The organism is Streptomyces sp. NPDC047869, assembly GCF_040704065.1.
GTDB lineage: Bacteria > Actinomycetota > Actinomycetes > Streptomycetales > Streptomycetaceae > Streptomyces.
This window is the reverse complement of the sequence record NZ_JBEYRK010000044.1, coordinates 1-14,090: the sequence shown is the minus strand read 5'-3', so window position 1 is coordinate 14,090 and position 14,090 is coordinate 1. Positions and strand designations below refer to the sequence as shown.

Sequence of the window (14,090 nt, the reverse complement as noted above, 5' to 3'; positions counted from 1 at the left end):
GCCCGACGACCCTGGTCGGTGTCGGTGCGGTCGCGTACGGTGAACCACATCCGCCAGTTCTTCACGCCTTTCTCAGGAACAGGAGCCCGAAAGGTGCCGGTTCTTCCCGGAGCCGAGCCGTACCGCCACGAGGGCGGGGAGGTGGGTGTCCTCCTCTGTCACGGCTTCACCGGCTCGCCCCAGTCGCTGCGCCCCTGGGCGGAGCACCACGCGGCACACGGTCTGACCGTGTCGCTGCCGCTGCTGCCCGGGCACGGCACCCGCTGGGAGGACCTGCAGGTCACGGGCTGGCAGGACTGGTACGCGGAGGTGGACCGCGAGCTGCGGCTGCTGGCCGGGCGCTGCTCCCGGGTGTTCGTCGGCGGCCTGTCGATGGGCGGGGCGCTGGCGCTGCGGCTCGCCGCGAGGCACGGTGACGACGTCGCGGGCGTGGTGGTCGTCAATCCGGTGAACCGGTTGCACGGGCTGTCGGCGTACGCCCTTCCGGTGGCCCGGCACCTGGTGCGCACGACGAAGGGCGTCGCCGGTGACATCGCCAAGGAAGGCGCCGCGGAGCTGGGTTACGACCGGGTGCCGCTGCACGCGGCGCACTCCCTGCGGGAGTTCCTGCGCCGGCTGGACGGCGAGCTGCCCCAGGTGACCCAGCCGTTGCTGCTGCTGCGCAGCGCCCACGACCATGTGGTCCCCGCGGCCGACTCGGCGCGTGTGCTGAGCCGGGTGTCCTCCAGGGACGTCACTCAGACCGTGCTGGAACAGAGCCGCCATGTGGCGACGTTGGACTACGACGCGGACCGGATCTTCGAGGGGAGCCTCGCCTTCGTCGGCCGGCTCGCACCCATGACCGGCAAGGAAGGGACGGCCGCAGTTGGCTGAGCACGAGTCCGACCGCGGGGACCGCGAGCCGGACGAGAAGGGGGTCCCCTTCGACGAGGAGGCCGCGTGGCAGGCGATCGTCGCGGGCTACGGCGCCGAGCCGCCGGACCCGCCGGGCAGCCGGCCCTACAAGCCGGTCGAGGATCTCGCGCTGCTCGAGAAGGAGCCCCCCGGCGAGGACGCCGAAGGACCCGGTGAGCCGCGGTCCGACCGGCCGCTGGGCAGCTCGGTCTCGTTCGCGCCCGGGGTGGGGCCGCGCGACTACCGCGTGGCCGAGCCCTCCGAGGACGACCTCGGCGAGGACGACGAGGGCCACTTCGTGCCGCCCGAGCCGCCGCCGCTGCCGACCGCCGACACGACCGCCAGGTTCGCCTGGCTGGGGGTGGTCGGCGGACCGGTCCTGCTGCTGCTGGCCGTGCTGCTCGGCTGGGAGATGACCTGGTATCTGGCGACTCTGGGCATCGGCGGGTTCCTCGGCGGCTTCGTGACGCTGGTGACGCGGATGCGGACGGACGAGGACGGGGACGACCCGGGGCGCGGGGCCGTGGTCTGACCCGCTGACCCACTGACCCGCCGGCCCGCGCTACGACGCCGGGATCCTGAGGGCGGCCAGGACCGGAAGGTGGTCCGTGGCCCTCCTCAGGTCCGCCTCGCTCACTCCGGGCAGGCCGAGCGGCACCCCGCAGCCGAGGACCTCGATGCCCTCGGTGGCGAACAGGGCGTCGATGCGCTGGTGGGGGTCGGTGGCGGTGGAGGTGAACTCGCCGCCCCAGGGGCTGACGGCCCGGCAGTCCCGGAGGGCGGCGGCGAGGCGGCGGAAGGTGCGCCCGTCGGGGCGTTCGTTGAGATCACCGCCCGCCACGGCGTGCTCCACGCCCAGCGCGGCGAGGCGGTCCAGGAGCATCCCGCCCTGCTCGTACCGCTCGTCCTGCCGCAGGCTGAGATGGCAGCTCAGCACGCCTAGGCGGGCGCCGCCGAACCGTACGACGGCGGTGGCGAATCCGCGCCGGTGCAGTCCCGGGGTGAGCGGCAGGAGCACGTCCCGCGTGCGCTCGACCGTGGCCCGCAGCGAGCACAGGATCGCGGGCCCCGCCGCCGTCGCGCCCCCGGTGAGGACGGTCTGGCCGGAGGCCGCGGCGAGCCGGGCCAGCTTCTTGCGCCAGCGGAAGAAGCGCGGGGCCTCCTGGACGAGGACCAGGTCGGGGGCGCAGGCGGTGATCACCCGGGCGAGCGCGTCGGTGTCGTCGCGCATCGAGCGGACGTTGTAGGCGAGGACCCGGATGACGGCGGAACCGTCCGGTTCGGTACGGGAGTTGGGAAGCGTCGGGGTTGCCATGACGATCAACATACGACGATGCCCGCCGTCCCGGGACCGGACTCGGCGGGCACTGCCGTACGGGCTCGTTACATGATCGGGTCGGGCTCGCGGGCCAGGTCGGCCGCGCCCACCAGGCCCGCCTCGTTGCCGAGCTGGGCGGCGATCACATCGGCGACCGGACGCCAGTTGCCGCCCACCAGCCAGCGCTTGTAGGACTTGCGGATCGGGTCCAGGACCAGGTCGCCCTCGTCGGAGAGGCCGCCGCCGACGATGAACGCGGAGGGGTCGAAGAGGGAGGCGAGGTCGGCGAGGCCGGCGCCGGCCCAGCGGGCCAGCTCGCGGTAGGAGTCGACGGCGACCGGGTCGCCCTGGCGGGCGGCCATGGAGATGTGCTTGCCCTCGATGCCGTCGGGGGTGCCGTCGCCGAGGGAGAGCAGCACCTCGGCGCGCTCGGGGGTGGCGTTGGCGCGCTGCGTGGCGTAGCGCACCAGAGCGCGGCCGGACGCGTACTGCTCCCAGCAGCCCTGCGAGCCGCAGCCGCACAGCAGGCCGTCCGGCACCATCCGGATGTGGCCGAACTCGGCTGCCACGCCGAAGTGACCGCGGCGCAGCTTGTTGCCGATGATGATGCCGCCGCCGAGGCCGGTGCCGAGCGTGATGCAGATGACGTTGCGGTGGCCCTTGCCGGCGCCGAACTTGTACTCGCCCCAGGCGGCGGCGTTGGCGTCGTTCTCGACCACGACGGGGAGGCCGACGCGGGCCTCGACCTTCTCCTTGAGCGGCTCGCTGCGCCAGTCGATGTTGGGCGCGAAGTAGACCGTCGAGCGCTGCCGGTTCACGTAACCGGCCGCACCGATGCCCACGCCGACGATCTCGTGCCCGGCACGCGCGCCCTCCACCGCCGAGGCGATGGCGTCCACGATGGCCTCGGGCGTGGTGGGGGTCGGAACCTTGAAGGTCGAGAGGATGTTGCCTTCCTCGTCGACCACGCCGGCCGCGATCTTGGTGCCGCCGATGTCGACGCCGATGGTGAGTCCCATGAATCCCTCAGTTCGGTCGAGCCCCGCTACGGCCAACCGTACCCGAGGCCCTGCCGTGGGAGGGCTTCAGTCCAGGTCGATGCGCTCCCCCGGACCGCCGTCCTCGCCCCGGCCGGGGCCGTCGGGCCACTGGTCCCCGGAGCCGGCGGAGCCGGTGGTCCAGCGGCGTTCCTGGTTCTGGACGGCCGACCGGTAGGCGGCCAGCAGTTCGTTGCCGGCGGCGGCGAGGTGGTCGAACACGTCCGGGTTGCGCTCGATGACGGGCTCCACGGCGGCCTTGGCCTGTTGGACGACCTGCCGCACCGCCTGCTGGGCGGCGGGTCCGGCGAGGCCCCCGAGGAGCGGGGACTGCAGGCCGGACAGTTTGTCGGCCACGGTGTCCACGAGTCTGCGCAGTTCCTCGGCGGCGGAGCCCGGGGGCGGGCCCTGCTCGGTGCGGCGGCGGGCCTTCTCGGCGGCGAGATCCTCGGCGCAGGCCGTGGACCAGGCGTCGGCGTCGGTCGCCCCCTCCTCACGGACCTCCGCGGCGGGGTCGGGTGCGGGGCGCTCTTCGCTCATGGCGGACTCCTGACTACGGTTCGCCCCTCCGACGTTACCCGAACGGCCCACCCGGTTCACCGGCCCGCCGCGGGCCACAGCGCGGGGTCGGGGGCGAACCGGACGCGCAGCTCGCTCTCGCGCAGCCCGGCGCCGGCCACGGTGCAGCGGCGCAGGGCGGAGGGCAGCGGAACGATCCGCCGGAAGGGACCCGCGGTCACCACGAGTTCGTCGCCGCGCCGGATCAGGTCCAGGTCGTCCCGTACGGCGCCGGGCAGCGGGATGTGCCAGACCAGCACCCCGTCGGTGGCGAGGGCGTCGGTGACGGGCCACTCGACCGGGGCGGGCGCCGGGTTGACGCCGGGCACGGCGAGGGCGTCGAGGTCGTCGGTGCCGTGCGGGTCGCGGCCGAGGTGCGGGACGCAGTGGACGTCGTACTCCGTCTGCCATTCGGCGAGTGCCTTGCGCTGCTGGGCGAGGAGAGTCAGCAGGGGCGCGAAGCTCGTTGAGGGGCGGTGGTCGGGCGACGGGTGGGGCAGCCAGCTGTCCGGCACGGTGTCGGGCAGCACGCGGTTGGCGACCAGGGACTCGGTGCGCAGGCCGCGCAGGGCGAGGCCGAGGCCTGCGGCGCGTACGGCGTCGGCGCCGGCCGGGCCGGGTTCGGCGACCAGGCGTACGGAGGTGTGCCGGTCGGTGAGCACCGCCTCCACGGCCGCCAGTTCCATGTCCCAGCGGGCCGCCGTCTCGTACAGCCACTCGGCGGGCATGGGGATGCCGGCCAGCCGGCCGAGGACCGGGCGCAGGGCGCGGGCCGCCTGCCGCTCGGGCGGGAGCAGCCGGCGCAGATAGCGGCGCAGTTCCTCGGGGAGGGCGAGCAGGGGCAGGGCCTGCGGGAGGGGCGGGAGGTCGACGACGAGGAGGTCGTAGCGCTCGGAGAGGGCGGCGTCCCGCAGGGCCCGCAGGAAGGAGAGTTCCTGAGCGCCGGGCAGCGGCGTGACCTCCTCGGCGTCCAGCCGGGCGGCGCCGAGGAGGTCCAGGACGTTCGCGGCGCGGGACTGGAAGGCGGTCAGGTCCTGCCGGAAGCGGTCGGCGGCGTCGGGACGCCAGACGGTGAGGTTCTCGGCGGCCTCGGCGGGGGCCGGTCCTGTTCCGGTGCCCAGCGCCGCTCCGAGGGTGTCGGTGTGATCGGCGCCGAGCAGAAGGGTGCGGGTGCCGGCCGCCGCGGCGCGCTGTGCGGTGGCGGCGGCGATGGTCGTACGGCCGCTGCCGCCCGGGCCCGTGATCAGGAGGGTGCGCATGAGGGTGAACGGTAACGGAGTGGGAGGGCGCCCCGTGCCGCCGCCGAGGCCTGAGCCGCCCTCGGGCGGTGTGCCCGGGGCACCCGGCGCCGCGGGCCGCGGCCGCCGGAGCCGTCCCGGTGGTCCTAGTGGTCCGACTCCACGCGCTTCTTCAGACCTGCCAGGGCCCGGTCGATGATGACCTTCTCGGCCTTGCGCTTGATCATGCCGAGCATGGGGATCTTGACGTCGACGGTGAGCAGGTAGGTCACCTCGGTGGCGCCCTGCCCGGCCGACTTCAGCAGATAGGAGCCGTCCAGGGAACGCAGCATCTGGGACTTCACCAGCGTCCAGGAGACCTCGTACTCCCCGGCCCAGGTGTACGCCAGCGTCTGGTCGTCCTTGATGGCGCCGGCGTCCATGACGAGGCGGACCTGCTCGGCGCGGCCCTGCTCGTCGGTCGCGAGCACCTCGGCCTCCTTGACCTCGCCGGTCCAGTCCGGATAGCGGGCGAAGTCGGCGATCACCGCCATGACGTCGGCCGGAGCCGCCTCGATCGTGATGCTCGAACTGGTGTGTTCCGCCATCGCCGTGGCTCCTCCAGATACGGACCGAAGAGACTCTTGCCGTGCGCGGGCCGCGCACGTGTGTGCAGCGTGAAGGCTACCGCGCCCCCGACCTGCCGCCTTCACCCCGTCCGCATCGGCGTTCCGATCACCATTCCAGCGCCCACGGCCGGCCCGTGCCCGCGAAGTGCCCCACGTTCACGCACTCGGTCGCGCCGATCCGCATCCGGCGCACCAGCGGCTGGTGGACGTGCCCGAACAGGGCGAAGCGCGGTCTGGTGCGGCGGATGGCGTCCAGCAGCGCCCGGCTCCCCCGCTCGAAACGGCGGGCGACCGTGTCGTAGACCAGCTCCGGCACCTCCGGCGGGATGTGGGTGCACAGCACGTCCACCTCGCCGACCGCCTCGATCTTCGCCGCGTACTCCTCGTCGTCGATCTCGTACGGCGTGCGCATCGGCGTCCTCAGCCCGCCGCCGACGAAGCCGAAGGTCCGGCCGCCGATCTCCACCCGCTCGCCGTCCAGCACCCTGGTGCCGGGCCGGGCGTACTCCCGCCACAATGGCGGCATGTCGACATTGCCGTAGGTGGCGTACGTCGGTGTCGGGAACGCGGCGAACAGCTCGGCGTACTGCTTGCGCACCGCGCGCTCGATCGCGGCGGCCCGGTCGGTGCCGATCCCGGCCCACAGCCGGGCGCCGAAGGCACGCGCCTCCTCGAACCGGCGGGCGGTGCGCAGCTCGACGATCCGGTCCGCGTTCTCCTCGCCGAACAGGTCGGGGAAGATCCCGCGCGAGTGGTCGGCGTAGTCGAGGAAGAGGACGAGGTCGCCGAGGCAGATCAGGGCGTCCGCACCCTCGCCGGCCCGGGCGAGATCACGGGCGTTGCCGTGCACATCGCTGACCACGTGGACACGTGTCCTTCGGCTGCCGGTGGGTGTGGGTGCCATGGCGATCAAGCGTAGGTGGCGCGCGGCCCTTGTGAACAGTGGCGGCCCGGCCTGCGGTTACTCGCCGGTCGGTTGTGCCGTGGACTACTGTGCGCGAAGGAACGCCAACCTGTGTGACGCAGCGAACATCTCACCGGGACCCCCTGTCGTAGAAGCCATACCGGCGGGTAACGTCCGGGCCGTCCAGTTGTGCTCTGGATTTCAACATGTGAATCCGCATGTGATTCCCGGAGCACTCCCGAGCCTTGGACCGCACCGTCGCATCACACAGAGTCGTGGCGCCGGCGCCCTATGAGGAGCAGCAGTCTTGCGCGAGTTCAGCCTTCCGGCTTTGTACGAGGTCCCTGCCGACGGCAACCTGACCGACATCGTCCGCAGAAACGCCGCGCAGCATCCCGACGTCGCCGTCATCGCCCGCAAGGTGGGCGGTGTCTGGCAGGACGTCACGGCGACGCAGTTCCTCGCCGAGGTGCACACCGCCGCCAAGGGCCTCATCGCCGCCGGTGTGCAGCCGGGCGACCGGGTGGGGCTGATGTCCCGCACCCGGTACGAGTGGACGCTGATGGACTTCGCGATCTGGAGCGCCGGCGCGGTGACCGTGCCGGTGTACGAGACCAGTTCGCCGGAGCAGGTGCAGTGGATCCTGTCCGACTCGGGCGCGACCGCCTGTGTCGTGGAACTGGACGGTCACACGGCCGCCGTGGAGTCGGTGCGGGCCTCGCTGCCCGCGCTGAAGCACGTCTGGCAGATCGAGGCCGGCGGCCTGGAGGAGCTGGCCCGGCTCGGCCAGGGCGTCACGGACGCGACCGTTCAGGAGCGCGGCTCCCTCGCCCGGGCCGACGACCCGGCGACGATCGTCTACACCTCCGGAACGACGGGCCGCCCTAAGGGCTGTGTGCTCACCCACCGCAGCTTCTTCGCCGAGTGCGGCAACATCGTCGAGCGGCTGCGCCCGCTGTTCCGCACCGGCGAGTGCTCGGTGCTGCTCTTCCTGCCGCTCGCGCACGTCTTCGGCCGGCTGGTGCAGATCGCCCCGATGATGGCGCCGATCAAGCTGGGCTGCGTCCCGGACATCAAGAACCTCACCGACGAGCTGGCCGCGTTCCGGCCGACCCTGGTCCTCGGTGTGCCGCGGGTCTTCGAGAAGGTCTACAACACGGCCCGCGCCAAGGCGCAGGCGGACGGCAAGGGCGCGATCTTCGACAAGGCGGCCGACACCGCGATCGCCTACAGCAAGGCGCTGGACGCCCCGTCGGGCCCGTCCATCGGCCTGAAGATCAAGCACAAGGTCTTCGACCGGCTGGTCTACAGCAAGCTGCGCGCGGTCCTCGGCGGCCGGGGCGAGTACGCGATCTCCGGCGGTGCCCCGCTGGGCGAGCGGCTCGGCCACTTCTTCCGGGGCATCGGCTTCACGGTGCTGGAGGGCTACGGCCTGACCGAGTCCTGCGCGGCCACCGCGTTCAACCCGTGGGACCGGCAGAAGATCGGCACGGTCGGCCAGCCGCTGCCCGGCTCGGTGGTCCGGATAGCCGACGACGGCGAGGTGCTGCTGCACGGCGAGCACCTGTTCAAGGAGTACTGGAACAACCCGGGCGCGACCGCCGAGGCACTGGCGGACGGCTGGTTCCACACCGGTGACATAGGCACCCTCGACGAGGACGGCTATCTGCGGATCACCGGCCGCAAGAAGGAGATCATCGTCACGGCGGGCGGCAAGAACGTGGCCCCGGCCGTGATCGAGGACCGGATCCGGGCGCACGCGCTGGTCGCCGAGTGCATGGTGGTGGGCGACGGGCGGCCGTTCGTCGGCGCGCTGGTCACCATCGACGAGGAGTTCCTGGGCCGCTGGGCCGAGGAGCACGGCAAGCCGGCCGGCTGCACCGCGGCGTCGCTGCGCGAGGACCCGGAGCTGCGGGCGGCGATCCAGGCGGCGATCGACGACGGCAACGCCGCGGTGTCGAAGGCCGAGTCGGTGCGCAAGTTCCGCATCCTGCCCTCCCAGTTCACGGAGGAGTCGGGCCATCTCACCCCGTCGCTGAAGCTCAAGCGGAACGTGGTGGCGAAGGACTACGCGAACGAGATCGAGGCGATCTACGCGAAGTAGACCGCCCGCTGAAAACGCGTCACGGCGCGGGTCCTCGGTGAGGACCCGCGCCGTCGTGCGTCGGTCGTGCGTTCTGTGTTCTGTGTTCTGCGTTCCGTGTGCCGCGTGCCGCGCGCGTCGGCCGTGCGTGTCGTGCGTCGCCGTGCGTTCGCCTAGAGCAGGGCTTTGAGCTTCTCCGCCAGCAGGTCCCAGCGCCACTTCTCCTCGACCCACTGGCGGCCGCGCTCGCCCATCCGGCGGCGCAGCCCGGCGTCGCCGAGCAGGGCGGTGATCCGCTCGGCCGCCTCGGCCGGCTCGCCGCCCCGGACGACCCAGCCGGTCTCGCCGTCCAGCACCGCGTCCGGGGCGCCGCCCGAGTCACCGGCGACGACCGGCAGCCCGGTGGCGGAAGCCTCCAGGTAGACGATGCCGAGGCCCTCGACGTCCAGGCCGCCGCGCCGGGTGCGGCACGGCATGGCGAAGACGTCACCGGCGCCGTAGTGCGCGGGCAGCTCGGACCAGGGCACGGCGCCGGTGAAGCGGACCGAGGCCCCGACGCCGGTCTCCCGGGCCAGCCGGCGCAGGTCCCGCTCGTAGGGCCCGCCGCCGACGATCAGCAGCACGGCGTCCGGCTCGGCGGCCAGGATCCGCGGCATGGCCCGGATGAGGGTGTCCTGGCCCTTGCGCGGCACCAGCCGGGAGACGCACACCACCACGGGCCGCTCGGTGAGCCCGAGCCGTGCCCGCACCTCGTCGCCGCCCGAGTCCGGGTGGAAGGTCTTCTCGTCGACCCCGGGCGGTAGCTGCGTCATGCGCCGGGCCGCGTCCCCGGTGAGGGCGGTGGCGATCCGGGAGCGGGTGTACTCGCCGAGGTAGGTGAGGGTGTCCGTGGAATCGCCGATCCGGCGCAGCAGCTGCCGGGCGGCGGGCAGCTGGGCCCAGCCGGCCTCGTGCCCGTGGGTGGTCGCCACCAGCCGCTCGGCGCCCGCCTTCCTGAGGGCCGGCGCCATCAGACCGAGCGGCGCCGCCGCCCCGAACCACACCGAGGCGCAGCCGTGCTCCCGCAGCAGCCCGGTCGCCCGCCGGGTCGCCGCGGGCGTCGGCAGCAGCATGGTCGTACGGTCGCGTACGACGGTGAAGGGCTGCTCCTCGTCGAAGGCGGCCGTGGCCCGGGCGCCCTCCTGGCCGCGCTTCCAGGTGGAGGCGTAGACGACGAGCCGCTCGGGGTCCAGCCGGAGGGCCATGTTGTGCAGGAAGGCCTGGATGCCGCCCGGCCGGGGCGGGAAGTCGTTGGTCACGATGAGGGTCTTGTGCATCGCCGCCGACCCTACCGCGCGCCTGCGGCGGGCCGGGGAATCATGGTTCCCTGGCCCATGGACGGCGGACGGCGGGAGCACGCGTGAAGAGGACGGGCGGATGGCCGGCGGCGCTGCCGTGGACCTGGTGCGCCACCCGGCTGGCGCTGCTGCTCCTGGTCTTCCGGGTGGTCTCCCTCCCCGGCGCGGACGTCACCACCGATGTGTCGGTGATCTACCAGGGCTGGTCCGAGGTGCTGCGCCAGGGCACGTTCCCGGTGAACGACGTGACCTGGCAGTATCCGCCCGCGGCCGCGCTGGCCGTCCTCTCCCCCGCCCTGCTGCCGTTCCTCGGCTACGCGCCCGCCTTCTTCGTCCTGAGCTGTCTCGCCGACCTGGTCGTGTCCGGGCTGCTGACGTACGCGGGCCGGCGGCCGGAGCGGTCGTCGCGCGGTGCGTGGACATGGGTGGCGGGTCTGCCGCTGCTCGGCCCGACGGCGTACGCCCGGTACGACCTGATGGTGACCGCGGTGGCCGTGGCGGCCCTGCTCGCTGGGGCCCGGCATCCCCGGCTGATGGGCGCGCTGGCGGCCTTCGGGGCGCTGCTGAAGGTGTGGCCCGCCCTGCTGCTGGTGGGCGCCGCACGGTTGCGGGCGTGGCTCTCGGCGGCGGTGACCGCGGGCGGGGTCGCGGCGCTGTTCGCGGTGGCCATGCCGGGCGCCTTCGCCTTCCTGGCCTTCCAGCGGGACCGGGGCACCGAGGTGGAGTCGCTGGGTGGCCTGGTCCTCCATGTGGCCCGGCGCTTCGGCTGGCCGGGCGAGGTGGTGCTGAACTACGGCTCGGTGGAGTTCCTCGGCCCGTACGCCGGGTTGGCCGGCAAGGCGGCAGTGGCGCTGAGCGCCGGCGCCCTCAGCTGGCTGCTGCTGTGGCGGCTGCGGGCGGCCCGGTCCGAGCCGCACACCCTCGCGGACGCGGCCTTCACCGCGGTGCTGCTCCTCACCGTCACCAGCCGGGTGATCAGCCCGCAGTACCTGGTGTGGCTGATCGGCCTGGCCGCCGTCTGCGGGTGCTTCCCGGCGAGCCGGACGGGCAGGCCCGCCGCCCTGGTCCTGGCGGCCGCCTTCGTCACGCTGCTGGAGTTCCCCATCGGCTTCGCGCACGTCCTCGCGAGCGACACCTACGGCGTCGCCCTGCTCCTGCTGCGCAACGCCCTCCTCCTCGCCGCGGCCCTCACCGCGGCCCGCACCCTGTGGCGCGCCACCGTCCCGGCGGCCGCCGCGCCGGTACCGGTCAGCCCAGCTGATCCCGCACGTACTCGCGCCACCGGGCGGTGAACGCCTCCGGGGTGGTGCCGAGGGTCTTGCGCAGGGCCTCGTCGAGGGCGCCCGCGCGCTTGTCGTGGGCGCCGACGGCGCGGTAGAAGGCGCCGAGACGGCTCTCGTTCCAGTGGGCGGCGATCATCCGGCAGGCCAGCCAGCCGCCCTCGTAGGCCTGGGCGAGGCGGTCGGGGTCGCCGCTGAAGGCGAAGTCCTTGTCGGTGGGCAGGGCCGCCGGCGCCTTGCCGTCCCGGACCGCGCGGCTCAGTTCCGGCGCGGCCTCGGCCGGGGTGCGGCCGGTGCCGAGGTAGCCGATCCAGTCGGCGTAGCCCTCGGACAGCCAGAGCGGGGTGGCGGCGGTGGTGTGCGCACGGGTGGCCACATGGGTGGTCTCGTGGGTGAGCACCACCTGCTTGCCGCTGTCGCCGAGCACCGCGTACGCCTCCGGGTTGACCACGACCCGGTCCGCCGGCGTGCTTCCCGGGCTCCCCGCCTCGCCGGTGGTGACCGCGGCGATGCCCCGGTAGCCGGAGGCGGGCGAGCCGAGCAGTCCGGCCATGCCCGTGAGGCTCCGCGGGACCAGGACGACGAGCCGACGGGTCCAGGCCGTCCCCCACGCCGCGGAGACGGCCGGTACGGCGTGGTCGGCGAGCCGGGCGTAGCGGCGCAGCTCGGCGGCGCCCTGGCCGGTCCCGAGGACCAGGCTGTGCGCGCCCCGGACGGCGGTGACCGGGCCCTGGTCCCACAGCTGCTGCCCGGACTTGGCGGCGGGCCGGTCACCGGTGACGTACCACCGGCCGCCGCCGGTACGGCGCAGGGTGAGGGTGCGGCGGACGCTGACGGGTGCCCGGTCGTAGCCGGCGACCCGGTAGCGCAGCTCGGCGTCGGCGGTGGCACCGGAGCCGCCGCGGTGCAGGGCCGTCACGCGGTACGCCCATGAGGCCAGGGGCAGGGCCCGCAGCCGGACGTAGGCGGTGCCGGTGCCGGTCGCGCCGAAGGCCGTCTCGTCGTGTCCGAGCAGGGCCGCCGACCGCCGGTCGAGGACCCGCTGCACCTCGGCGGTGACCGGGTCGGCTGCGGTCCGCCCGCCGCAGCCGGCCAGGGGCGGCAGGAGCAGCAGGCAGAGCCCCGCCGCCGCGGCGCGCCACGTCCGCCGCGCCCGTCCACGAACAGTCACCCGCCGATCGTACGGCGCGTGGGCCGAGGTCAGGGACGGGTGACGGAGGAGATCGGCATCATCCCGACCGGGTCGTAGCGCACCGGGGCGCCCGGGTGGGGTGCGTGGATCACCTGGCCGTTGCCGACGTACATCCCCACGTGGCTGGCGTCGGAACGGTAGACGACCAGGTCGCCGGGGCGCGCCTGGGACAGCGGGATCCGCCGGCCGGCGTGCCGCTGGTCCTGGGAGGTGCGCGGCAGATGGACGCCGGCCTGGGCGTACGCCCACTGCATCAGCCCCGAGCAGTCGAAGCCGGACGGTCCGCTGGCGCCCCACACGTAGGGGCGGCCGAGCGCGGACCGGGCGGCGGCGACGGCGGCCGCGGCGCGGGCGTCGTGGGCGACGGCGCCGGCCAGGTCCGGCAGTCCGGGCAGATCGGCGCGGCCGCCGCGGGAGGCGCGGTCGTAGGCGGCGCGTTCACCGGCGGGCAGGGAGTTGAGCAGCTGCCGGGCCCGGGCGAGCTTGCGCTCCACGATCCGCTTGTGGGTGTCGACGGCCTTGCGGCCGCGCTCCAGCTCGGCGAGCTTCCCGGCGGCCTCGGCCCGTTCCTGGGCGAGTTGCCGCATCTGCACGCGCAACTCCCGGAGCCGTCCGGCCTGCTGGACTCCGATGCGGTCGAGGGTGGCGGCCCTGGCGAGGTAGTCGTCCGGGTCGTCGGACAGGAGCAGCGCGACGGCCGGGTCGAGGCCGCCGGAGCGGTACTGGGCGCCGGCCAGCGAACCCAGGCGTTCGCGCATGGTGTTGACGCGCTGCTGGCGGCGCGCGATGTGCTCCTGCGCGTCCCGGACCTCGCGGCGCAGCGCGTCGGCCCGCTCGTCGGCCTTGTCGTAGGCCTGGGTCGCCTTCTCGGCCTCCTCGTAGAGGCGGTCCACCTCGGCACGGGTGTTGTGGTGCGGCGCCGCGTCGGCCGGTACGGCCCCCAGGGCGGCGGCGGCCGCCGACAACGCGCACAGGGCGGTCGAGGTGCCCCGGTCGAACCCGGACGGTGCGAGACGGCGATGGGAACCCACGGCGGTCCTTCTGCTGGCGGACAGGAACGGTCTCCCCGGCGCGGGGGACGGGGAGACCCCCGCGCCGGGGAAACGCGGCAGACAGTAACCGTGCGGAAGGACGGCGGCCAAAGGCCGTCAACGGCCCCACGACCAGCGCGCCCCGCCACTGACGCAGGTCAGGGCGGGGCGGGGAGTCAGTCGTGGTACTCGGGATTCGCTCGTTCGGGCGCCCGGGAGCCGGCGTCGGACGGGGTCAGACGCGGACGCCGAACTGGAACGGCATGTTGCCGATCGCCTCGTAGCGGACCACGGCGCCGGTGTGCGGGGCGTGCAGCACCTGGCCGTTGCCGGCGTAGAGACCGACGTGATGCAGGTCGCCGTAGAAGAACACCAGGTCACCGACCTGGAGCTGGCTCTGCGACAGGTGGGCGCCGTAGCTCGCCTGGGCCTCGGAGGTGCGGGGTATGGAGACGCCGGCCTGGGCGTAGGCCCAGGAGGTCAGGCCCGAGCAGTCGAAGGAGGACGGACCGGAGGCGCCGTAGACGTACGGGGTGCCGATCTTGCTCTGCGCGGCGGAGAACGCCGCGGCGGCCCGGCCGGAGGCGGAGGAGTCGTTGCCGAGGTCCAC

14 protein-coding genes are annotated in these 14,090 nt (G+C 73.8%); 4 read left to right on the top strand and 10 right to left on the bottom strand.

Annotated elements, in window-relative coordinates; translation table 11 throughout:
• Window positions 1-93 precede the first annotated feature (93 nt).
• Window positions 94-873: an alpha/beta fold hydrolase gene (locus AB0924_RS35685; RefSeq protein WP_366913682.1), complete on the top strand. Its 780-nt coding sequence runs from the start codon at window positions 94-96 to the stop codon at window positions 871-873.
• Window positions 866-1,426: a hypothetical protein gene (locus AB0924_RS35680; RefSeq protein WP_358930977.1), complete on the top strand. Its 561-nt coding sequence runs from the start codon at window positions 866-868 to the stop codon at window positions 1,424-1,426. Before AB0924_RS35685 ends, AB0924_RS35680 begins: the two co-directional genes overlap by 8 nt.
• Before the next feature lie 30 nt (window positions 1,427-1,456).
• Here the strand turns inward: AB0924_RS35680 and AB0924_RS35675 are convergent, their stop codons facing one another.
• The 6 genes from AB0924_RS35675 to AB0924_RS35650 all read right to left on the bottom strand — a co-directional run bounded on the left by AB0924_RS35675 (window position 1,457) and on the right by AB0924_RS35650 (window position 6,557).
• Window positions 1,457-2,209, bottom strand: coding sequence for an endonuclease/exonuclease/phosphatase family protein (locus AB0924_RS35675; protein WP_358930975.1), 753 nt, complete (start codon window positions 2,207-2,209; stop codon window positions 1,457-1,459).
• Window positions 2,210-2,277: 68 nt separating this feature from the next.
• On the bottom strand, window positions 2,278-3,231 hold the full coding sequence (locus AB0924_RS35670; protein ID WP_358930973.1) for an ROK family glucokinase: 954 nt from the start codon (window positions 3,229-3,231) through the stop codon (window positions 2,278-2,280).
• A gap of 66 nt (window positions 3,232-3,297) precedes the next feature.
• Window positions 3,298-3,789, bottom strand: a complete 492-nt coding sequence (locus AB0924_RS35665) for a DUF5304 domain-containing protein (protein ID WP_358930970.1) — start codon at window positions 3,787-3,789, stop codon at window positions 3,298-3,300.
• A 56-nt stretch (window positions 3,790-3,845) separates the two neighbouring features.
• Complete coding sequence (locus tag AB0924_RS35660) at window positions 3,846-5,066, bottom strand: ArsA-related P-loop ATPase (RefSeq protein ID WP_366913681.1); 1,221 nt, start codon at window positions 5,064-5,066, stop codon at window positions 3,846-3,848.
• A 125-nt stretch (window positions 5,067-5,191) separates the two neighbouring features.
• The gene (locus tag AB0924_RS35655) at window positions 5,192-5,632 is read right to left on the bottom strand and encodes an SRPBCC family protein (RefSeq protein WP_358930966.1); all 441 of its coding nucleotides are present in this window, start codon (window positions 5,630-5,632) and stop codon (window positions 5,192-5,194) included.
• 127 nt (window positions 5,633-5,759) lie between these two features.
• Window positions 5,760-6,557, bottom strand: a complete 798-nt coding sequence (locus AB0924_RS35650; RefSeq protein WP_358930963.1) for a metallophosphoesterase — start codon at window positions 6,555-6,557, stop codon at window positions 5,760-5,762.
• 307 nt (window positions 6,558-6,864) lie between these two features.
• On the opposite strand from AB0924_RS35650, the gene AB0924_RS35645 reads away from it, so the two are divergent.
• Window positions 6,865-8,661 carry an AMP-dependent synthetase/ligase gene (locus AB0924_RS35645; protein ID WP_366913680.1) on the top strand — a complete coding sequence of 599 codons (1,797 nt, stop codon included), beginning with the start codon at window positions 6,865-6,867 and terminating at the stop codon, window positions 8,659-8,661.
• A 152-nt stretch (window positions 8,662-8,813) separates the two neighbouring features.
• Here the strand turns inward: AB0924_RS35645 and AB0924_RS35640 are convergent, their stop codons facing one another.
• Window positions 8,814-9,956, bottom strand: coding sequence for a glycosyltransferase family 4 protein (locus AB0924_RS35640; RefSeq protein ID WP_358930959.1), 1,143 nt, complete (start codon window positions 9,954-9,956; stop codon window positions 8,814-8,816).
• A gap of 83 nt (window positions 9,957-10,039) precedes the next feature.
• Here AB0924_RS35640 and AB0924_RS35635 point away from each other — a divergent pair, with 83 nt between their 5' ends.
• Complete coding sequence (locus tag AB0924_RS35635) at window positions 10,040-11,269, top strand: glycosyltransferase 87 family protein (RefSeq protein WP_366913679.1); 1,230 nt, start codon at window positions 10,040-10,042, stop codon at window positions 11,267-11,269.
• Here AB0924_RS35635 and AB0924_RS35630 read toward each other — a convergent pair.
• From AB0924_RS35630 to AB0924_RS35620, 3 genes are all read right to left on the bottom strand, one after another.
• Window positions 11,226-12,428, bottom strand: coding sequence for a hypothetical protein (locus AB0924_RS35630; RefSeq protein ID WP_358930955.1), 1,203 nt, complete (start codon window positions 12,426-12,428; stop codon window positions 11,226-11,228). The two genes, AB0924_RS35635 and AB0924_RS35630, sit on opposite strands and share 44 nt — an antisense overlap.
• A 29-nt stretch (window positions 12,429-12,457) precedes the next feature.
• Complete coding sequence (locus AB0924_RS35625) at window positions 12,458-13,480, bottom strand: NlpC/P60 family protein (RefSeq protein ID WP_358930953.1); 1,023 nt, start codon at window positions 13,478-13,480, stop codon at window positions 12,458-12,460.
• A 235-nt stretch (window positions 13,481-13,715) separates the two neighbouring features.
• Window positions 13,716-14,090, bottom strand: a 375-nt coding sequence (locus tag AB0924_RS35620) for a C40 family peptidase (RefSeq protein WP_358930951.1), incomplete at its 5' end; no start/stop codon positions are given.

Excerpts from the sequence above, each read along its gene's own strand:
- AB0924_RS35675 (WP_358930975.1), bottom strand. The coding sequence starts at position 2,209 with ATGGCAACCCCGACGCTTCCCAACTCCCGTACCGAACCGGACGGTTCC.
- AB0924_RS35670 (WP_358930973.1), bottom strand. The coding sequence starts at position 3,231 with ATGGGACTCACCATCGGCGTCGACATCGGCGGCACCAAGATCGCGGCC.
- AB0924_RS35665 (WP_358930970.1), bottom strand. The coding sequence starts at position 3,789 with ATGAGCGAAGAGCGCCCCGCACCCGACCCCGCCGCGGAGGTCCGTGAG.
- AB0924_RS35660 (WP_366913681.1), bottom strand. The coding sequence starts at position 5,066 with ATGCGCACCCTCCTGATCACGGGCCCGGGCGGCAGCGGCCGTACGACC.
- AB0924_RS35655 (WP_358930966.1), bottom strand. The coding sequence starts at position 5,632 with ATGGCGGAACACACCAGTTCGAGCATCACGATCGAGGCGGCTCCGGCC.
- AB0924_RS35650 (WP_358930963.1), bottom strand. The coding sequence starts at position 6,557 with ATGGCACCCACACCCACCGGCAGCCGAAGGACACGTGTCCACGTGGTC.
- AB0924_RS35640 (WP_358930959.1), bottom strand. The coding sequence starts at position 9,956 with ATGCACAAGACCCTCATCGTGACCAACGACTTCCCGCCCCGGCCGGGC.